The sequence below is a fragment of the Streptomyces sp. LS1784 genome (assembly GCF_020103755.1).
In the GTDB taxonomy this organism is placed as follows: domain Bacteria; phylum Actinomycetota; class Actinomycetes; order Streptomycetales; family Streptomycetaceae; genus Kitasatospora.
This window is the reverse complement of the sequence record NZ_JAHSQD010000012.1, coordinates 17,070-34,189: the sequence shown is the minus strand read 5'-3', so window position 1 is coordinate 34,189 and position 17,120 is coordinate 17,070. Positions and strand designations below refer to the sequence as shown.

General features: G+C 71.3%; 11 protein-coding genes and 1 pseudogene. 4 read left to right on the top strand and 8 right to left on the bottom strand.

Annotated features, from left to right (window positions below; genetic code table 11):
• Nucleotides 1-449 precede the first annotated feature (449 nt).
• The 3 genes from KS423_RS03375 (at nt 450) to KS423_RS03365 (ending at nt 2,351) form a co-directional block, all read left to right on the top strand.
• Nucleotides 450-1,061: a hypothetical protein gene (locus KS423_RS03375; protein ID WP_224274634.1), complete on the top strand. Its 612-nt coding sequence runs from the start codon at nt 450-452 to the stop codon at nt 1,059-1,061.
• 12 nt (nt 1,062-1,073) lie between these two features.
• Nucleotides 1,074-1,454, top strand: coding sequence for a hypothetical protein (locus KS423_RS03370; RefSeq protein WP_224274632.1), 381 nt, complete (start codon nt 1,074-1,076; stop codon nt 1,452-1,454).
• Nucleotides 1,455-2,057: 603 nt separating this feature from the next.
• Nucleotides 2,058-2,351 carry a LuxR C-terminal-related transcriptional regulator gene (locus KS423_RS03365; RefSeq protein ID WP_224274630.1) on the top strand — a complete coding sequence of 98 codons (294 nt, stop codon included), beginning with the start codon at nt 2,058-2,060 and terminating at the stop codon, nt 2,349-2,351.
• A gap of 180 nt (nt 2,352-2,531) precedes the next feature.
• Here KS423_RS03365 and KS423_RS03360 read toward each other — a convergent pair whose 3' ends face one another.
• Nucleotides 2,532-2,741 (bottom strand): DUF6243 family protein, encoded by a 210-nt coding sequence (locus tag KS423_RS03360; protein ID WP_063352004.1) that lies wholly within the window; start codon nt 2,739-2,741, stop codon nt 2,532-2,534.
• Between the two features lie 974 nt (nt 2,742-3,715).
• Between KS423_RS03360 and KS423_RS03355 the strand changes: the two are divergent.
• A pseudogene (locus KS423_RS03355) lies at nt 3,716-3,856 on the top strand (exodeoxyribonuclease III); the annotation flags it as partial.
• A gap of 639 nt (nt 3,857-4,495) precedes the next feature.
• Here KS423_RS03355 and KS423_RS03350 read toward each other — a convergent pair.
• The 7 genes from KS423_RS03350 to KS423_RS03320 form a co-directional block, all read right to left on the bottom strand.
• Nucleotides 4,496-5,767: an MFS transporter gene (locus KS423_RS03350; RefSeq protein ID WP_224274628.1), complete on the bottom strand. Its 1,272-nt coding sequence runs from the start codon at nt 5,765-5,767 to the stop codon at nt 4,496-4,498.
• A 254-nt stretch (nt 5,768-6,021) separates the two neighbouring features.
• Nucleotides 6,022-8,868 carry an amino acid adenylation domain-containing protein gene (locus KS423_RS03345; protein ID WP_224274627.1) on the bottom strand — a complete coding sequence of 949 codons (2,847 nt, stop codon included), beginning with the start codon at nt 8,866-8,868 and terminating at the stop codon, nt 6,022-6,024.
• Between the two features lie 30 nt (nt 8,869-8,898).
• Nucleotides 8,899-9,723 carry an SDR family oxidoreductase gene (locus KS423_RS03340; RefSeq protein ID WP_224274625.1) on the bottom strand — a complete coding sequence of 275 codons (825 nt, stop codon included), beginning with the start codon at nt 9,721-9,723 and terminating at the stop codon, nt 8,899-8,901.
• Nucleotides 9,714-10,433, bottom strand: coding sequence for a thioesterase II family protein (locus tag KS423_RS03335; RefSeq protein ID WP_374119895.1), 720 nt, complete (start codon nt 10,431-10,433; stop codon nt 9,714-9,716). The genes KS423_RS03340 and KS423_RS03335 overlap by 10 nt, the downstream gene beginning before the upstream one ends.
• A gap of 155 nt (nt 10,434-10,588) precedes the next feature.
• Nucleotides 10,589-11,614 carry an amino acid--tRNA ligase-related protein gene (locus tag KS423_RS03330; RefSeq protein WP_224274622.1) on the bottom strand — a complete coding sequence of 342 codons (1,026 nt, stop codon included), beginning with the start codon at nt 11,612-11,614 and terminating at the stop codon, nt 10,589-10,591.
• A gap of 47 nt (nt 11,615-11,661) precedes the next feature.
• A complete protein-coding gene (locus KS423_RS03325) occupies nt 11,662-13,071 on the bottom strand; it encodes an FAD-binding oxidoreductase (protein WP_224274620.1) in 1,410 nt (469 codons plus the stop codon).
• Between the two features lie 39 nt (nt 13,072-13,110).
• Nucleotides 13,111-17,109 carry an amino acid adenylation domain-containing protein gene (locus KS423_RS03320; protein WP_224274619.1) on the bottom strand — a complete coding sequence of 1,333 codons (3,999 nt, stop codon included), beginning with the start codon at nt 17,107-17,109 and terminating at the stop codon, nt 13,111-13,113.
• Nucleotides 17,110-17,120 lie beyond the last annotated feature (11 nt).

Genomic DNA, 17,120 nt, shown 5'->3' with positions numbered 1-17,120 from the left:
AGGGGCCTCGCCAAAGCAGGGGTCCTCGCCCTGTGGGGCGGGACCCTGGTGACGACCGACCACGTGTCCTCCTCGGCATGGTGCCGGATCGTCGTCGCCATTGTCACCGCTGTCCCGATGGCCTGGGCCCTCGACAGAATCGGTGACCGCGGTCGCTGAAGCCGCACAAGGACCGGTTCCATTCCGCGAGTAATTCCTCAGGGGACTTCACCCGGTGGGCGTGTCCGTTGACGCCGACCTCCTTTGCGGCGGCCGGCGTCAACGGACACGCCCAAATAACTCTGATCCACATTTCGGATTCGGCCACGGTCCGCCACGGAGCGAGGAGGGATTCGGCGCCGGAGGAGGTCGAGCTTCAGCGATGGGTTTCGTCAAGACGGCGTGGCGCGGCAGGTACCCAAGTCACTGCGTGGCGGCATGCCCAACCAATAAGCGGGGAGTGACTACAGATGTCCCACACAACGGCTGCCGGCCGGTTCCTGTCGCCCGCGGCGGCGATGCTCGTCGCGGCGCTGACCGCCGGCGCCATGGTCGCAACGGTGTCCGGTGCCCACGCGGCGTGGTCCGAGCGCCCGGGAGCCCACGTGGCGGCCCCGGCTCAGCCGGCCGATTCCGCAGTGAACAAGGTGCCCGCAAAGCTCCAGAACCTGACGGACGCGGAGTTCGAACAACTCGTGACCGCCGCGTACGAGCCGTACCTGACCCAGTTGGAGGCGGTCCCGGACACCATTGTCGACCAAGGCGGCGACGCGGTGATCATCCGCCTGAAGCAGCAGATCGCCGAGGCGCCCGGTCCCCGCTACGGCGACACCCGGGCGGTGCAGGCCGGCTGGTTCGACATCAAGTGCATCGGCCTGGTGACCGCCGCCGCCGCCGGGACCCTGCTCCCGGCCTCGAAGGTGTGGAAGGTCGCGAAGATCCTCAAGAAGTACGGAGTCCGCAGAGTCGTCAACGCCATCAAGGGCATCCGCAAAGGCCAGGGCGCCACGGTGGGAGCCGACCTGAAGGACGCAGCCCTGATCCTGCTCGGCCTGGACGGCATCCAGCAGGCATGCTCATAGAAGGAGACAGCAGTGGAACCGGCACAACTCGTTCTCGGCGCGGAGACCGCGCTCGTCATCGTCGGGGTCGCCTGGATGCTGCTGGGTATCCGTCACCGTGCGCGCATCGCGGGCGCCAGCAGGGCCCGACACGAACTGCTCACGCCGACCAGGGACCTGCTGACAGCGGCAGCCCTCAGCCTCGGAGCGGGCTGGGCCATCACCCGCCACGAGGTCCCCAACCTCCTGACGTTGGTGCTGCTCGGAGTCCTGCTGCCCGCCACGGCGGGCATGGCACTGGCGCTGATACTCCGACAGGAAGGCTCTCCCGTTAAGAGCCTGCGAGGCTGGTTCGTGCTGGCAGTGCCCGTCATCGGCGGAGGCACGGCAGGGCTCGCACCCTACATGTTCTAACAGATACCGGCGAGGCCACTCACCTACGGCCCCGCCGGAGCAACTGTCACAGCCGGCTGCCCGGTACGCTGCTGTCGACGCCCGCCGGACCCTGGACGCACACACCCAGGCCATCACCGGCGGCGCCTGACACCATTGACCTGGGACGGTACTGACACACCCATGTCCCAGCACGACAATGACGCCGGCCGTCCGGCAGCGAACCGGCCGCCACCCCCTTCCTCCGGCCAGACGTCCGCCACCGCCCCCGCCGATCGGCGGGGGCGATCCTCACCACCCGACGCGAATCCACCGGCCGACCGACGGGCTGTCAAGGCCCCGCCTCGCGGGCTTCATCCAACCGGCCAGGGGGTCGGGTCCAGCCGCCTGACCCCGGTCCTGCCCGCTCCCGCGAACCTAGGATCACAGGACATGAACATCGCGCCGGTTCCATGGAACGCCCTGACCGCCGTCGAACAGCGGGCAACCAGATGGAACACCCGCCTCCTCGTCCGGCCGACTCCCGCGCGACGCCTCACGACACCACCCCACGATGAACGGACGACATCACCGGTGGCCCCCCACGCCCTCCCGAGATCCACCGACTGCCCCTGCGGCGGCATCATGCTCGCCGCCCTCCGGCCAACGCGCGACCTGTCCGCCCTCACCCTCCGGGAGTCCAGCGTCCTGCTCCTCCTGGGTGTCGGGCTGGGAAACCTTCCCATCGCCTCGCGCATGGGCATCACCGAACGGACCGTCAAGAAACACGTGACGAGCATCCTCGGCAAACTCGGCGTGAACTCACGACTGGAAGCAGGCCTGATCGCCCTCGTCCAGCACGACCACCTCTGCCGACGGGGAACCGTGCCCGGTGGCAGGATTCCCGGCCCCGCAGAGAGCGCCGCGGAGGGACCGTGAGGGCATCACCGCCTCGGTCGCCCTGTCCGACCGCGTCGTCGACACCCTCGAAGACCGGGCCGTGCGACGGCCGGCCAGAGCCGAGCGGGACCGGCCGCGCCCGGTACGGCAGCAGGGCTCGGACCGCGCGTCGCGGTCCGAGCCCTGCCCCGTGCGGTGCCGCGCTGCAGCGGCGGTGCGTCAGCCTTGTACGGTGTCGCCGCCCGCCTGCCCGGCGCCCTCAGCCGTTCCTGCCTTCTCGCGCATCTTGCGCACCAGCTCCGCCTTCTGGTCGGCTGCACCCTGGCGGTCGAGGTTGCGGTGCGGACCGTTGTTCTGCCGTTCGGCGCGGGACTGCCTCTTGCGCTGGCCGCCGCCCATGCCCACGGGGTTGTTGATGTTCTTGCTCATGGTCGTGGGTTCTCCCGGTAGTGAAGTGAAGTGAAGTGATCTACGGATTCATCGGTGGGGGACGGGCGGCGACGTCGAAGGACGTCAGCAGGGGCCCATCACGCGCTCACTCGTAAATCGGCGTCTGGAAGAACATGACACAGACGTTACCCGGTTCCGTCGGCCCTGCACACCAACCTTTTCGCCGCCCCCGCGTCGGCCGGGCCTTCGGCGAGCGCCCGGGGCCGACCGGTTCCTTCGGAATCCCAGCACCGCCAGCACCCGCCGGCACCCGCCGGTCGTCGCCGCCCGCCGTGTCCAGATGGGCGTTGCCGGGCCGCGGCGGCACTGCCAGTGGTCGCGAGCACACTGATGGCATGAGAGGTCATCTCACTTGCGTCCCGCCGTTGCGTGACAACCCTTGGCTCGGGCAGCGGCGATTCACCTGCCGATTTCCGTTCCCGTGTCCTTTTGGCCACGCGGTGGACATCGCCCATGGGGAGAGGACACGGAATCTGGGATCCCACACCGCCTGCCGGCCGGCCGGGACACCCTTCGCTGCCACTCGCCAGCCCGGGCGGATCAGGTCCGGGTCCGGGGCGCGGGCGTTCCCTTGCCGCCTTTCCCGACCCGTCCCTGAAGGCACGAAGGCCGCAGCCCTGCGGGCAGTCCCACCGGGGAAGGCCTATGTCATGGTCCGAACGACCGGCAGGCCGGCCGCCGGCGCGCTGCCCTGCGGGTACAGTCCACAGCTCTCCCCCGAGCGCCAGTCGGCGCCGCCATCCCACCGCCGCGCGTACAACGCCGCCTCGTATGCCGGCTGGTCGGTCCGCTCGGTGATCTGCGCCCAGGCGGCCCTCCGGATCACCTCTGCCGGCTCCGGTTCGCGCTCGCGCCCCAGCGGTGCCGGGCGGGCCGCCACGACCAGGCCAGCGAGCACCCTCGAACAAGCCATGCTCGAACGGGTGGACCTTTTTCGAAAGGTGTCGTTCCGCTGGCGCATCGACCTTATCGTGACAACTCCGGGCATTGCGGGCAAATGCATCGAGGCCCACGTCGAGCGCGCCGCCTCCCACGCGGAGCGCTGGAGCGACCATGCACCCGTCACCGCGGTGTTCAACTTCGGCGATAACTGACCTGCAAGCAGCCATAGTTGAGCAGGACCAAGGCGGAGGCCCCGGCCTGCGGCAACCCCCGACCCAGCCCCACTCGCGCCAGCGAACGAGGCCTCCGATCTCGCCCAGCCGGCTTTTGACAAGTCGATTCGTTGCACCACCTCACGGCAGGGTCGCGGCAGGCACCGACTGACGAAAAGGGCCACGTGACACCAACACGGGATCGACCCAGGGTGGCTCCACCTATCCCCCCCGCTGGCGCGCTCTCACCAGTGAGAGCACGCCAGCGGAGGACGCACCTTGCTTCAAGTAACCACATCAGTCGACCTCACCCGCAACCCCGAACACATGAGCACAACCAGGTCGGGGTCCGCGACCGTCACCCGATGGACCTTCGGGGATCCGAAGAACGTGACGGTCGAGGTCCTCGATCTCGGAGCCCGGCTGCATCACTTCCTGGCTGCACCGGTGATTTCCGCACCGGCGCCTCGGAAGCCGAGTCAGCTTCGTCCGGCAGCGGTACGCGGAAGGATGCCATCTGGCGCACTTCGTGCAGCTCAAGGAGGCGGTGCTCGACGCCTGACTGGTGAAGGTAGCCGGGTCGGCTCGCAAGTCTGGCCAACGAGACGTCACAAGGATGGCTCGGACGCCGCACGGAGGTCACAGCCCGGTCACTCGCTGTTGGGTACGGGTCGCGCTCCGCGCGGGCTCCGCTGGATGCTCCGGGCCTGCGGACGGCCGACCACGCGGTGTCATCGTCCACGCGCCGTAAGCCCACATGAGCAGGCCCACCAGTGGGAGGAGGGCGCCGAACGCGCAGACGCCGCGCCAGCCGAACGCGGTGTGCAGGACGCCGGCGACGGCCGAGGAGCCGGCGCCGCCGACGAAGACGGAGGTCATGAAGACGGTGTTGATCCGGGCGCGGGCGTCGCCGCGCAGGGCGTAGATCTCGTGCTGGCTCATGACCTGGTGGGCCTGGACGGCGAAGTCCAACAGCACCGCGGCGGCGGCGAGCAGTGGGACGCACCGGTGTCCGGCGGCGGCGAGAAAGAAGGCGAGCGAGGCAAGCAGCAGCGCGGCACCGCTGGCGCTGCTGCCATGGCCGCGGTCGGCGATGCGGCCAGCGACCGGGGCCGCGGCCGCACCGCCCACGCCGGCCAGAGCGAAGAGGGCGATCTGGGCCTGGCCGAAGTGGTGCTCGTCGATGAGCTCGTAGGCGATGACGGTCCAGAAGGCCGTGAAGGCTGCGAACATCGTCGCCTGGCAGAGCGCGCGGCGGCGCAGCACCGGTTCCCGGCGCGCCAGTTCGCCCAGGCCGGCAAGCAGGTAGCGGTAGTTGGCGGTGTGTTCGGGGGCACGGTGCGGCAGTACGCAGCGCAGCACCAGGGCGAGCAGCACCATCAGCGCCGCGGAGACGCAGTAGATCGCCCGCCAGCCGAGCAGATCGGCCACCAGGCTGGCGACCGTGCGGGCGAGCAGGATGCCGATCAGCAAGCCACTCATCACCTGGCCGACGATCGCGCCGCGCCGGTCGGCGGGCGCGAGGTGGGCGGCGAGCGGGACGAGCACCTGGGCGACCACGGACGTGGTGCCTACCAGCACCGAGGCGGCGAGGAACATGGCGAAGTACGGGCTCGCCGCGGCGAGCAGCAGCGCGGTCGCCGTCACCACCAGCGTCCGGGTGGCGAGTCGGCGGTTCTCGACCAGGTCGCCGAGCGGGAGCACGAACAACAGCCCGAGAGCGTAGCCCACCTGAGTCAGTGTCACCACTGTTGTCGCCGTGCCCTGGCTCACCCCGAATGAACGGGCGACGAGTTCGAGCAGAGGCTGGGCGTAGTAGAGGTTGGCCACGGTCAGCCCGCAGGCCACCGCCAGCACCGTGGTGATGACGGGGTTCATCCGCTCCGGTGCGGCCGGTATGGGGATACGCACCGGCTGACGCATGTGCCACCACTTCCTGACGTCGCTTCAGCAGACACCCTGGCGGTGACTCCGGGCGGCGGTCGGCACCGGGAAGGTGCTCGGTCGCTCCTCCCCGCCTCAGCGCGGCGTACCCGGGCTGATCGGCTCGTGCCGCCGTACTGTCGGCTGGTGGGAGGAACGGCCGTGGCGAGTTCGACCAGGCCCGCCCGAGCGTCCGTCGGGGCGTCGGCACGGGCTGAGCCGGGCCGTGCCCCCGACCGGGCTCAGCCTGGCACGCCGGGCATGAGGCAGGCCGCCAGCCCCGACGGCGTGGGGTGGGCGTAGAGGTCGCGCAACGCGACCGAGCCCAGTCCTGCCTTGCGCACAGCGCTCAGGAGCTGGACCGCGAGCAGGGAGTTACCGCCGTTCTCGAAGAAGTGGTCGTCGGCTCGGGCGTCCGGCGCCACGACGGCCCGCCAGATGGCGAGGAGCCTGTCCAGGGTGTCGGAAGCCGCGGGGTGATCGGAGGCGAGCACCTCCTCCGTCCGCCCCGCAGCCGTGGCTCGATCGGGCAGCGCCGCGCGGTCCAGCTTGCCGTTGATGGTCAACGGCAGTGCGGGTAGCGTGATCAGCTCCGCCGGCACCATGTAATCGGGCAGCAGGCCCGAGGCGCGCCGCCGGATGTCCGCGGCGCTCGAGCCGTCGGCCGCCACGACGTAGGCGACGATGCGTGTGTGGGCCGGTCCGGCTTCCTGGCCGCGGACGATCACCGCGGCATCCGTCACGCCGGGGTCGTCGAGGAGAACCGAGCGGATCTCGCCCAGTTCGATGCGGAAACCGCGGATCTTGACCTGGTCGTCCAGCCGTCCGACGTGGTCGACCGAGCCATCGAGCCTGAGCCGCCCCAGATCGCCGCTGCGGTACAGGCGCTGGCCTGTGACGCCGTCAACCACGAAGCGCTCGACGGTGAGTTCGGGCCGGTTGAGGTACTGCTTCGCGAGTCCGGCTCCCCCGACCCAGATCTCGCCGACCGCGCCGGGGGGCAGCGGGCGGCCTTGCGCGTCGCGGATGGAGAGGGACCACCCGGCGAGCGGGCGCCCTACGGTGCGAGCGCGCTCGGCGGGCGCCCAGGGCTGCACGTCGTGCAGAGTGACATGCACAGTTGTCTCAGTGATGCCGTACATGTTGATGAGCCGGCTCTCGCGGACCGGATGGCGACGGAACCAGCCGCCCAGCATCTTCGGGTCGAGGGCCTCGCCGCCGAAGACGACGATGCGCGGTGAGGGCCCTCCCTTGGACGCGTCGACCTCCAACAGGCCGGCGAAGGCGGACGGGGTCTGGCTCAGCAAGGTGACGCCCTCGCGCACCAGAAGGGCGTGGAAGTCCTCGGGCGACCGGGTGACCAGGTAGGGCACGACGACCAGGTGTCCCCCCGTGATCAGGCAGCCCCAGATCTCCCAGACCGAGAAGTCGAAGGCCGCCGAGTGGAAGAAGGTCCAGACGTCGTCCGAGCCGAGCGCCATATCCTTGCGCGTGGCCTCCAGCAGGGCCACGACGTTGCCGTGCGGCACCACCACGCCCTTGGGCCGCCCGGTGGTTCCGGAGGTGTAGATGACATAGGCGGTGTCCTCGGGGCGGACAGCCGGCAGTGTCAGGTCGGGTGACGTCCGCGCCGCCTCCGAGAGGGCACTGGGCGAGAGTACCGGCGTACCCGGCCGAGCGGGGAAGGTGGAGAGGGTGCTGATGACCACGCTGAGCTCGGCGTCCTGTGCGATATACCGCAGGCGCTCGTCCGGCGCGTGCGGGTCGAGCGGGACGTAGGCAGCACCGGTCTTCAGCACGGCCAGCAGGGCGACCACCAGGTCGACGGTGCGCTTGAGGCAGACGCCGACGAACTCGCCGGATGCAACGCCCTGCCGCACCAGAGCGCGGGCCCACGTCGAGGCAGACTCATCCAGTTCCCGGTAGCTCAACTGCCGTGTCTCGTCGCTCACGGCGATCGCGTCCGGCTGGGCCCGAGCCAGCAGTTCGATGATGCCAGGGATGGCCGTGAGCTGCGCACCGCCCAGCGCGGTGTTGTCCGCCAGTGCGACGACGGCATGCGCCTGCGCGTCGGAGAGAAGCGAGAGGCTGCTGACGGTCTGCTCGGCCGGCGCACGGTCCAGCTGGGACGCGAGCCACTCGACCTGGCGGGTGAACGCCTCGGCGACGGTCGCGTGCACGGCCTCGGGCGCCCCGGCGGACGTGTCGAGGAGGACATCGCCCTGCTCCTGGACGAATGTCAGTACCAACGGGAAGGCGTGCGGGGCGAAGGGCAGGTATGTCTCGTCAAGCCGGCGGTCGGTCAGCACCACGCAGACCGCGGGACTCTCCTCGCCACCGGCCTCTCCCGGATCGCGGAGCCTGGACTCGACCTGGCCGAGCAACTGCCCGATCGCCAGATCCTCGTCGACCTCGATCTGGACCACCTTGGCCTCGGGGGCGTACCCGAAGGACTCCGTCGACACTACGGCCAGCCGTACCGCGGCGCTGCGCTCGTACCGGCTCAGGGCGAGAGCGGCGGCGGCGACGACGCAGCCGGGGCGCACGGGCGTCCGGCCAGCCGCTTCGCGGGACTCGGGGCCGGTTGCCGGCACGGGAACGGACACGATGTCACCGGCCAGCCCCCAGCCAGGTGCGGCGGCCGGACGCCAGCCCGCGGTCCCGGGCACGCCCGCCTCGTGCAGGGCACCGAGCACGGCGGTCGCCTCGGCGTCGGCGGTCGTCAGCGCCCCAGCCAGCCTGCGCAGGCCGCCGTGGTCCAGCAGCCCACGGCGGGCGACGATGCTCAGGTCGGCGGCCTCGTCCTGGTAGCGTGTCAGGACCACGCGTAGACCGGCGCCACGCGGAAGCGGGCGCAGCGCCTCCCGGCGCCCGCGCCCGGCGGCCGCGGCCGAGCACGACCCAGCTCCGGCGTCGGTGATCCAGTAGCTGCCCATCTCGGCCAGTCGCGCTGACGCGGCCGCTTGGGTGACCTCCGCCGCCGCCCGCTCGATCGCGGCGGCGCCGGACAGCCGGAGGACCAGGCCGTGCTCGGCCTGGCCGCCGAGCACGGGCCAGGTGTCGGTCCCTGTGTGAGTCTGTTCAGTCATCTCTTCATCCACATCAGCCGAGAAGGTCGCTCATCGGGCGGAGAAGCCGCCGTCGACAGTGAGCGTGGTTCCGGTCACCTGGCGGGAGTCGTCGCCGGCCAGCCAGAGCGCCGCGTTCGCGATCTCCTCCGGCTCGATCAGCGCGTTCATCGGCTGGGCCGTGACGAAAGTCTGCTCGTGCTCGTCGACGTCCACGTCGAGACTGCGGGCGATCTCGGAGAGCATGCGGCCCTCGACGTGGGCGGCGTCGCGCACCGAGCCCGGACACAGGGCGTTGACCCGCACCTGACGCGGGGCGAAGTCGAGCGCCGCCGCCTTGGTCAGCCCGACCAGGGCGTGCTTCGCCGCGACATAGGCCGCGAAGTGCCGGTACCCGACGAGGCCGGCCGTCGAGGAGACGTTGACGATGCTGCCACTGCGCTGCTCCAGCATGGCGGGCGCGACGGCCCGGATCATCCGCCAGGCCCCGGAGAGGTCGACGTCGAGCATCAACTCCCACTCGTCGTCGCTGATCTCGTGCACCGGCTTGCCCGACGGAGCCGCGATACCGGCGTTGTTGACCAGCGCGTCGACCCGGCCGAACCGCCGCAGCGCGCCGTCGACCGCCGCCCGCACCGACGCGCTGTCGCGGACGTCCGCTAGTAGCGGCAGGGTGGAGGCGCCGGCCTGCCGGCACAACTCGTTGGTCCGGTCCAGCTGGTCGCGGCTGGCCAGCGGGTACGGCACGCCCTTGATGTCCGCGCCGACGTCGAGGAGCACGAGATCCGCGCCCTCCTGGGCGAAGCGGACGGCGGTCGCACGGCCGAGCCCGCGGCCGGCCCCGGTCACGATGACAGTCCTGTCTGCTAGTCGCACGGCGTCTCCCGACTGCTCGAAGCACCCTGCGCCGGGCCGGCGAGCGCCTCTGCCGGCGCGTCGGGGTGCAGGTCCGCGGCGATCAGGCGCAGCAGCTCTGCAGGCGTGTCGAGCAGGTACATGTGGCCGCCGGGCCGCTCGATGTAGGTGAACCGACCGGTCGTCACCTTGCACCACTGCGCAGCGTCGTCCGCGCTGACCAGGGTGTCCTGGTCGCCGCGTAGGCAGCTGACCGGCGCCTGGATCGGGGCGTCGGACAGCGGGCGGTAGCTCTCGTGCATGGCCACGTCCGCGCGCAACATCGGCAGCAGCAGTTCCCGGAACTCCGGGAACTCGAAGGCCGGGTGCCGGTGCCCGGCGAACTGCTCCACAGCGGCGAGGAAGGTGTCGTCGTCGAGGTCGACGGTGTTCTCGGCGCGGCCGTGGTAAGGCCCCGGCGATCCGCTCACGTACACGTGAGCCACCGGGATCTCGGTGCGCTCCTCAAGGGCGCGGGCGAGTTCAAAGGCCAGGACGGCGCCCATGCTGTGACCGAACACGGCGACCCGGCGATGTCCGGCCGCCGCGGCCACGGCGTCGGGCAGCAGGGCATGAACGGCGTCGGCCACACTACGGAACGGTTCCTCGTTGGTCCGCTCCTCGCGCCCCGGCAGCTGCAGGGGCGCGAGTCGCAGGCCCAGCGGCGCCAGTTGGCGCCACTTCCAAAACACGCTCGCACCCGCGCCCGCGTAAGGCAGGCACAGGAGCGGTACGGGCTGGAGCGTCATCGCGCTGTGTCTCGATTCGTGCGGTGGGACGTGCCGTCCCCGGACCCACCGGGTGGATGGGGACGGCACGTTCGAAGGATTTGGGACACGGGCCGGAGCTACGGCCGGACAACCGCCGGGGGCCACGCCTCGGGCTCGTTGACCCGGGAGATCAGCGGGAGGTCGCGGATGTCGTCATGATTGAGCACCCACATCAGGAAGCGTTCGAAGCCCATGCCGAACCCGGAGGTCAGCATCGGACTCTCCTCGCGCATGCGGACGTACCAGTCGTACTCGTCCTCCTTGACGTTGTGCATCGCCATGGACTTGCGCAGCAGGTCGGCGTCGACGTGGCGTTCCCCGGAGCCGACGACCTCGCCCATCCCGAAGAAGAGGTCGGCGCAGCGGGCTCGGCTGCTGTCGTCCGGACCGAAGCCCTGGTAGAACGGCACCGCCAGGGTGTCCAGGTCGTGCACCCAGAGGAACTCGCTGACCTTGGTCATCAGCAGGCGCTCGCCCTTGCGCGTGAGGGTGCGCCAGTCTCCCTCGTCACGGACGCAGCCGTCCTCGTCCTGCACCAACCTGACGGCCTCGTCGAAGGTCAGCCGCTCGAACGGGGCGGTGTGGTTGACCATTCGCTCCAGGTGGGAGATGTCGCCGCGCGCGTCGGCCAGCCGGTCGCCGTGCTGGTCGAGCACGGCCGCGGCGAGCGCCTTGACGTAGCCGTTGACGTAACGGATGAGGTCCTCCATCCCACCGGGGATCTCGGCCTCGCTGTGCGTGAACTGGTTCAGGTGTGTGGCGTCCGGGGTCTCGCCGCGGAAGGACGGCAGGATGCTGTAGCACCCGCCGGGCGAGAGGCGGCAGCCGTACTCCAGCGCGAACTGCATCGAGTCCGCCAGGTAGGTGTCAACGCCGCTGACGCTGACCTTGACCGCCTCGGTGTCGCTGCCCAGCGCGGTCGGGCAGGTGACCGTGCGTGTGGTGATCGGCAGCCACAGGTGCTTGAGGCCCTGCGAGCGCGCGTACTCCATGGTCGCCCACTGGAGGGTCTCGTGGAGCTCTGCCACGAGCTGGTACCAGGGCGAGCGCAGGGCCTTGACGAAGGCTCCCGGCTCGTTGCTGGCATAGGTTGCCGGGGGCATGACACTCGGAGTATGCGAAGTGTGCTGCGACATTGGGATGCCCCTTCTTACTGGTGCGCGGATGCGGTGGGAGGGATGTTCTGGTTGCCGGACAACACGTTCTCCGGGTCGAAACGGCGCTTGAGATCGGCCAGGCGCTCGTACCGCCGGGTCCCGTAGACCTCGGCGACCTTGCCCGGCTGCTCGTCCTGCAGGTAGTTGACGTAGGCACCGCCGAGGTGCCACGGCGCGAGCCGCTCGACGCCCGCGCGGCTCCAGGCCGCGTTGGCCTGGTCCTGCGCGGGATCGGTCCACTGGGCCGAGACGGTGACGATGTACGGGGCGTCCCGGCGCGGGAAGGCGGAGGCTTCGTCGGCGACCTCGGCGATGGCGCCGCGCAGGTACTCGAAGTCGATGGACGAGCGTGGGGACACCATCGCCGCCCCGCTCGCGATCAGCTCCTCGGCGGCACCCGCGGTGAGCTCGGTCAGGTAGCAGGACTTGGTGAAGTAGCGGTTCCCGTGCGGCTCGCCGTGGTCGCCCAGGGCCTGCAGCTCGGCGTAACTCATCAGCCGGGCCTCGTCGCCGGCCGCGGTCGCGAACAGCGGCTCGGTCTGCGCCGGCCCCTCGGCCGGGTCGCCGAACCAGACCGAGGTCAGGAACAGCGCCGGCTTGCCCCGCAGTTCGGCCGGCACCCAGTCCTGCGAGCCGGCGTACTTCAGAGCGCCGACGGTGTGCAGGTCGGGCGCCTGCGCCTCGGCGAACTCCCGGTAGCGAGCGAGCGCCGCCACCCCGTCGGCGAGGGCGAAGACACCGGTGTGGAAGTGCACCGAGCCCACCGGGCGCAGCCGGAGCGTGAAGCGGGTGACGATGCCCAGGTTGCCGCCGCCGCCGCGCAGCCCCCAGAGCAGCTCGGCGTGCTTGCTCTCGTCGGCCACCACGACGCTGCCGTCGGCCAGCACAACCTCCGCGGCGATGATGTGATCACAGGTCAAGCCCCACTTGCGGGCGAGCCACCCGTAGCCGCCGCCGAGTGCGAGTCCGCCCAGACCCGTGTGCGAGACGACGCCGGCCGGGCAGGCCAGGCCGTACGCGGTGGTCGCAGCGTCGACGTCGCCGAGCAGGCAGCCGCCCTGGGCGTGGGCGAGCTGCTGCTCCGGGTCGATCGTCACCTCCCGCATCAGCGACAGGTCGATCAGCACGGCGCCGTCGGCCAGCGCGGTACCCGCGACGTTGTGGCCGCCGCCGCGGACCGTCACCGCCTGGCCGCTCGCCTTGGCGTAGCGCAGCGCGGCGCTGACGTCGGTCGTGTCGGTGCAGCGCAGGATCAGGCTCGGCCGGCGGTCGTGCATGCCGTTCCACACCGCCCGCACAGTGTCGTAGTCAGGGTCGGCGGGCCCCACGATCGGGCCCTGGAAGCGGTTGCGCAGCTCCGACTCGGCGGCGGGTGAGGAGGTCGGTTGCAGGAGTTCGGTCATGGGTGTTACTCGCCTTCCGATGGCTCACGTTCGTTGCCCTCACGGGCGGGTCAGGTCGGGCGTGATGATCCGGGCGATCCGGCGGCGCGGTTCGGCGTCCATGGCCTCCTCGTGCCGGCAGTCGAGGTCGTGCTCGGTGAGGTCGGCCAGGTACGGCTCCCAGGAGCGCGGGCTCGGCCGGGTGGCGCCGCGGCTGCGGGTGGCGGTGAAGTAGACGGTCCGGCCGGTGAAGCGCGCCGGGCGGTGCCGGGCCACCAGCCGGCTGGCGTTGACACCAACCCGGACCAGCCGGTCCAGCACCTCGGGCGCCACCGCCAACCGCTCCAGGGCGGCCGGGCGCAGCAGGTCCAGCACGCCGCTGAGGTCCGTGTCGACCCGCGTGGGGTCGACCGCCTCCGGCGCGAGCGTGCTCAGCAGGCTGAACTCGTCCCACTGCTCGGGGGTGGCGTGGGCCGGGTAGGGCCAGACCTCGCCGGGGTAGGCATCGACCAGGACGAGCAGGTCGACGCGGTGTCCCTCGCCCTCCAGCCGGGCGGCGAGCGCCTGGGCGATGTTGCCGCCCAGCGACCAGCCGAGTAGCCGGTAGGGGCCTTCCGGCTGCACGCCGCGGATCTCGGCGAGCATCCGGTCGGTCAGCTCGGCCAGGTCCGCGGGGCGGCTCGCCCCCTCGGCCAGGCCGGGGGCCTGCAGCCCGTACAGCGGCACGGTGGGCGGCAGGTACGCGGCCAGCCCGGCGTAGGTCCAGGCCAGACCGGTGGCCGGATGGACGCAGAACAGCGGTGGGCTGTCGGCGCCGGGCCGCAGCGGCAGCAGCACACCAAAGTCCTCACCATCGTCGCGCGCTCCGCTGGCCGCGAGGATCCCCGCCACGGTCGGCGCCTGGAAGAGCGAGCGCACCGTGACGTCCAGTCCCAGCACCGTGCGGATGCGGCTGAGCAGGCGCATCGCCAGCATCGAGTGCCCGCCGAGGTCGAAGAAGCTGTCCTCGACGCCGACCTGGGGCAGGTCCAGCAGCTCGCAGAAGAGGCCGCAGAGCAGTTCCTCCTGCGGGGTACGCGGCGCCGCTCCCAGCCGGGTCGCGGCCGGCTCGGGGGTCGGCAGGGCCTTCCGATCGATCTTGCCGTTCGGTGTCACCGGGAGTTCGGCGAGGCACACGAACGCCGACGGGACCATGTAGTCCGGCAGCTGCTCGACGGCATGGCGCCGCAGCTCGGCCGGCTCGGGCGCAGCGCCCGAAACCGGCACCACGTAGGCGACCAGGCGGGTGTCGCCGGGCCGGTCCTCGCGGGCCAGCGCGAACGCCTGGTGGACCAGGGCGTGCTGCTCCAGGACGGCCTGCACCTCGCCGGGCTCGATCCGGTGCCCGCGGATCTTCACCTGGTGGTCGGCCCGCCCCATGAACTCCAGCTCACCGCCGGCGCTCCAGCGGACCAGGTCACCGGTGCGGTACATCCGTTCGCCAGGCGTGCCGAGCGGGTCGGCGACGAAGCGCTGGGCGGTGAGGTCGGCCCGGCCGGCGTAGCCCCGGGCGAGGCCCGCGCCGCCGACGTAGAGCTCCCCCACCACACCGGCCGGCACCAGTTGGAGCAAGTCGTCCAGGACGTAGGCCCTCATGTTGCGCAGCAGCTGCCCGATCGGGGCCCGCTTGCGGCGGTAGTCGTCGCCGGCGCGGATCACCGAGATCGACACGTCGTCCGAGCACTCGGCCGGCCCGTAGACGTTGGCCAGCGGGATGCCGGGGTGGCGCGAGAACCATCGGTCGACCAAGTCCGGGGGAAGCTCCTCACCGTGCACCAGCATCCAGCGCAGCCCGCCCAGGAGGTCGACGTACCGGTCGTCGAGATCCCACAGGTCGAGGATCGCCCGCAGCACCTGAGGCACGATCTGCAGCACGGTGATGCCCTCGGCGGCGACGCACTGGACGAGCGCCAGCGGGTCGCGGATAGTGTCCTCATCCAGCACGTGGACCCGACCGCCCACCACCGCCATGGTCAGCGCCTGCCAAACAGCGACGTCGAAGGTCAGCGGCGCGTTGAAGGCCATCGTGTCGCGCTCGTCGAGGCCGTAGAGCTCGACGACGGCGAGCAGGTGGTTGGACAGGCCTCGGTGCGGCACCAGGACGCCCTTGGGCCGGCCGGTGGACCCGGAGGTGAACACGGCGTAGGCGAGGGCGAGCGGGTGCGTGCCGGCGTCGGCGGCCGGGGAGAGCTCCCCGGCCGCCAGGCCAGCGGCTCCGGGCCGCGGCTCGACGCACTGCACGCCCTCGCTGGCCGCCAGCAGCTCGGCGCTCAGCTCCGCCAGCCCGGGTTCGGTGAGCACGAACCGCGCGCGGCTGTCCACGAGCATCTTCTGCGCCCGCTCCGCGGGGAGTTCGGCGTCCAGCGCAAGGTAGCCGGTGCCGGCCCCGAGGGCGCCGAGCGCGGCCATGACGAACCAGGTGCTACGCCGGGAGACGATCGCAGTCAGGTCGTCGGCCCGGGCACCGGACGCGGTCAGCGCGTGGGAGACGGCCGCCGCGGTGTCGGTGAGCTCCTGGTAGGTGTAGCGCGTGTCCGTGCCGGACACCGCGACCGCGTCCGGCTGCCTGGCCGCCCGGGTCTGCACAGTTCGGGCGAGGTCGACCGGCTGCTCCGCGACCTGCGCACCGTTCCACTCGACGAGCTGCTGGTGCTGCTCGGCCTCGGACAGGACCGGCAGCTCGCGCAGCCGCACCGACGGGTCGTCAGCGACCCCTGCCAGCACCCGTTCGAGGCGATCGGCTAGCAGCCGGACGGCGCCCTCTTCGAAGAGGTCCGTCGCGTACTCGAGGGAGATCCGCAGCCCGGCCGCCTGCCCGGCCGCGTCGCGCCGGTCCTCGAAGTCGATGGAGAGGTTGAACTTCGAGGTCCGCGTCCCGAGACGGAGCAGCTGCGCGCTCAGCCCGGGCAGCTGGAGCGCGTCGCCCGGACTGCCCTCGTGCAGGGCCAGCATCACCTGGAACAACGGGTGGCGGGAGGCCGACCGCTTCGGGTTCAGCGCCTCGACGAGCCGGTCGAAGGGCAGGTCCTGGTGACTGTAGGCGTCGAAGTCGGCCGCCCGCACCCGGGCGAGCAGCTCCGCGAAGGTCGGGTTGCCCGAGGTGTCCGTGCGCAGCACCAGGGTGTTGACGAAGTAACCGACCAGGGCGTCGAGAGCCTCGTCGGCGCGGCCCGCGGTGGGGGTGCCGAAGGGGATGTCGACCCCCGCGCCGCAGCGGGTGAGCAGCGCAGCCACCGCCGCCTGGAGCAGCATGAACAGACTGCAGCCGTGCTGCTGGGCGACACCCAGCAGCCTGCCGTGCAGGGCCGCCTCGACCCGGTGGTCGTAGGTGGCTCCCGGGGCCTCGGCGTTAGCCGGCGCGGCGGCGGCACGCGGCTGGCCGCTGCCCTGGTCCGGCAGCACGAGTTCGTCGGGCAGCCCGGACAGGGTCTGCCGCCAGAACCGCAGCTGCTGGTTGACGAGGCTGTCGGGGTCCTCGTCGTCGCCGAGCAACTCCCGCTGCCAGAGCGTGTAGTCGCTGTACTGCACCGGCAGCGGGGCCCAGTCGGGTGCGCGGCCGTCGCGGCGGGCGGTGTAGGCCGTGCTCAGGTCCCGCAGCAGCGGCGTCAGGGACCAGCCGTCGCAGACCGCGTGGTGCAGCACCAGGGCCAGCACGTGCTCCTCGCCGGCCACCTGGATCAGCCGGGCCCGCGTCGGCAGGTCGTCGGCCAGGTCGAAGGGCTCGCCGACGATGTCCCGGAGCACCTGTGCGAGCGGCCGCCGGCCGGTGTCCAGCCGGACCAGGTCGAAGCCCGTGTCGGCCACCGGGAGGACGCGCTGGTACGGCACGCCCTCGTGCTCGCCGAAGACTGTGCGCAGGCTCTCGTGCTGGGTGAGGACGTCCAGCAGCGCGGCTTCGAGCGCCGGCGCGTCGAGCGGTCCGGTCAGCCGCACCAGCACCGGCACGTTGTAGGTGGAGCTGGGTCCCTCCAGGCGGTTGAGGAACCAGAGCCCCTGTTGGGCGTAGGACAGCGGGAACACGCTCACTCCTT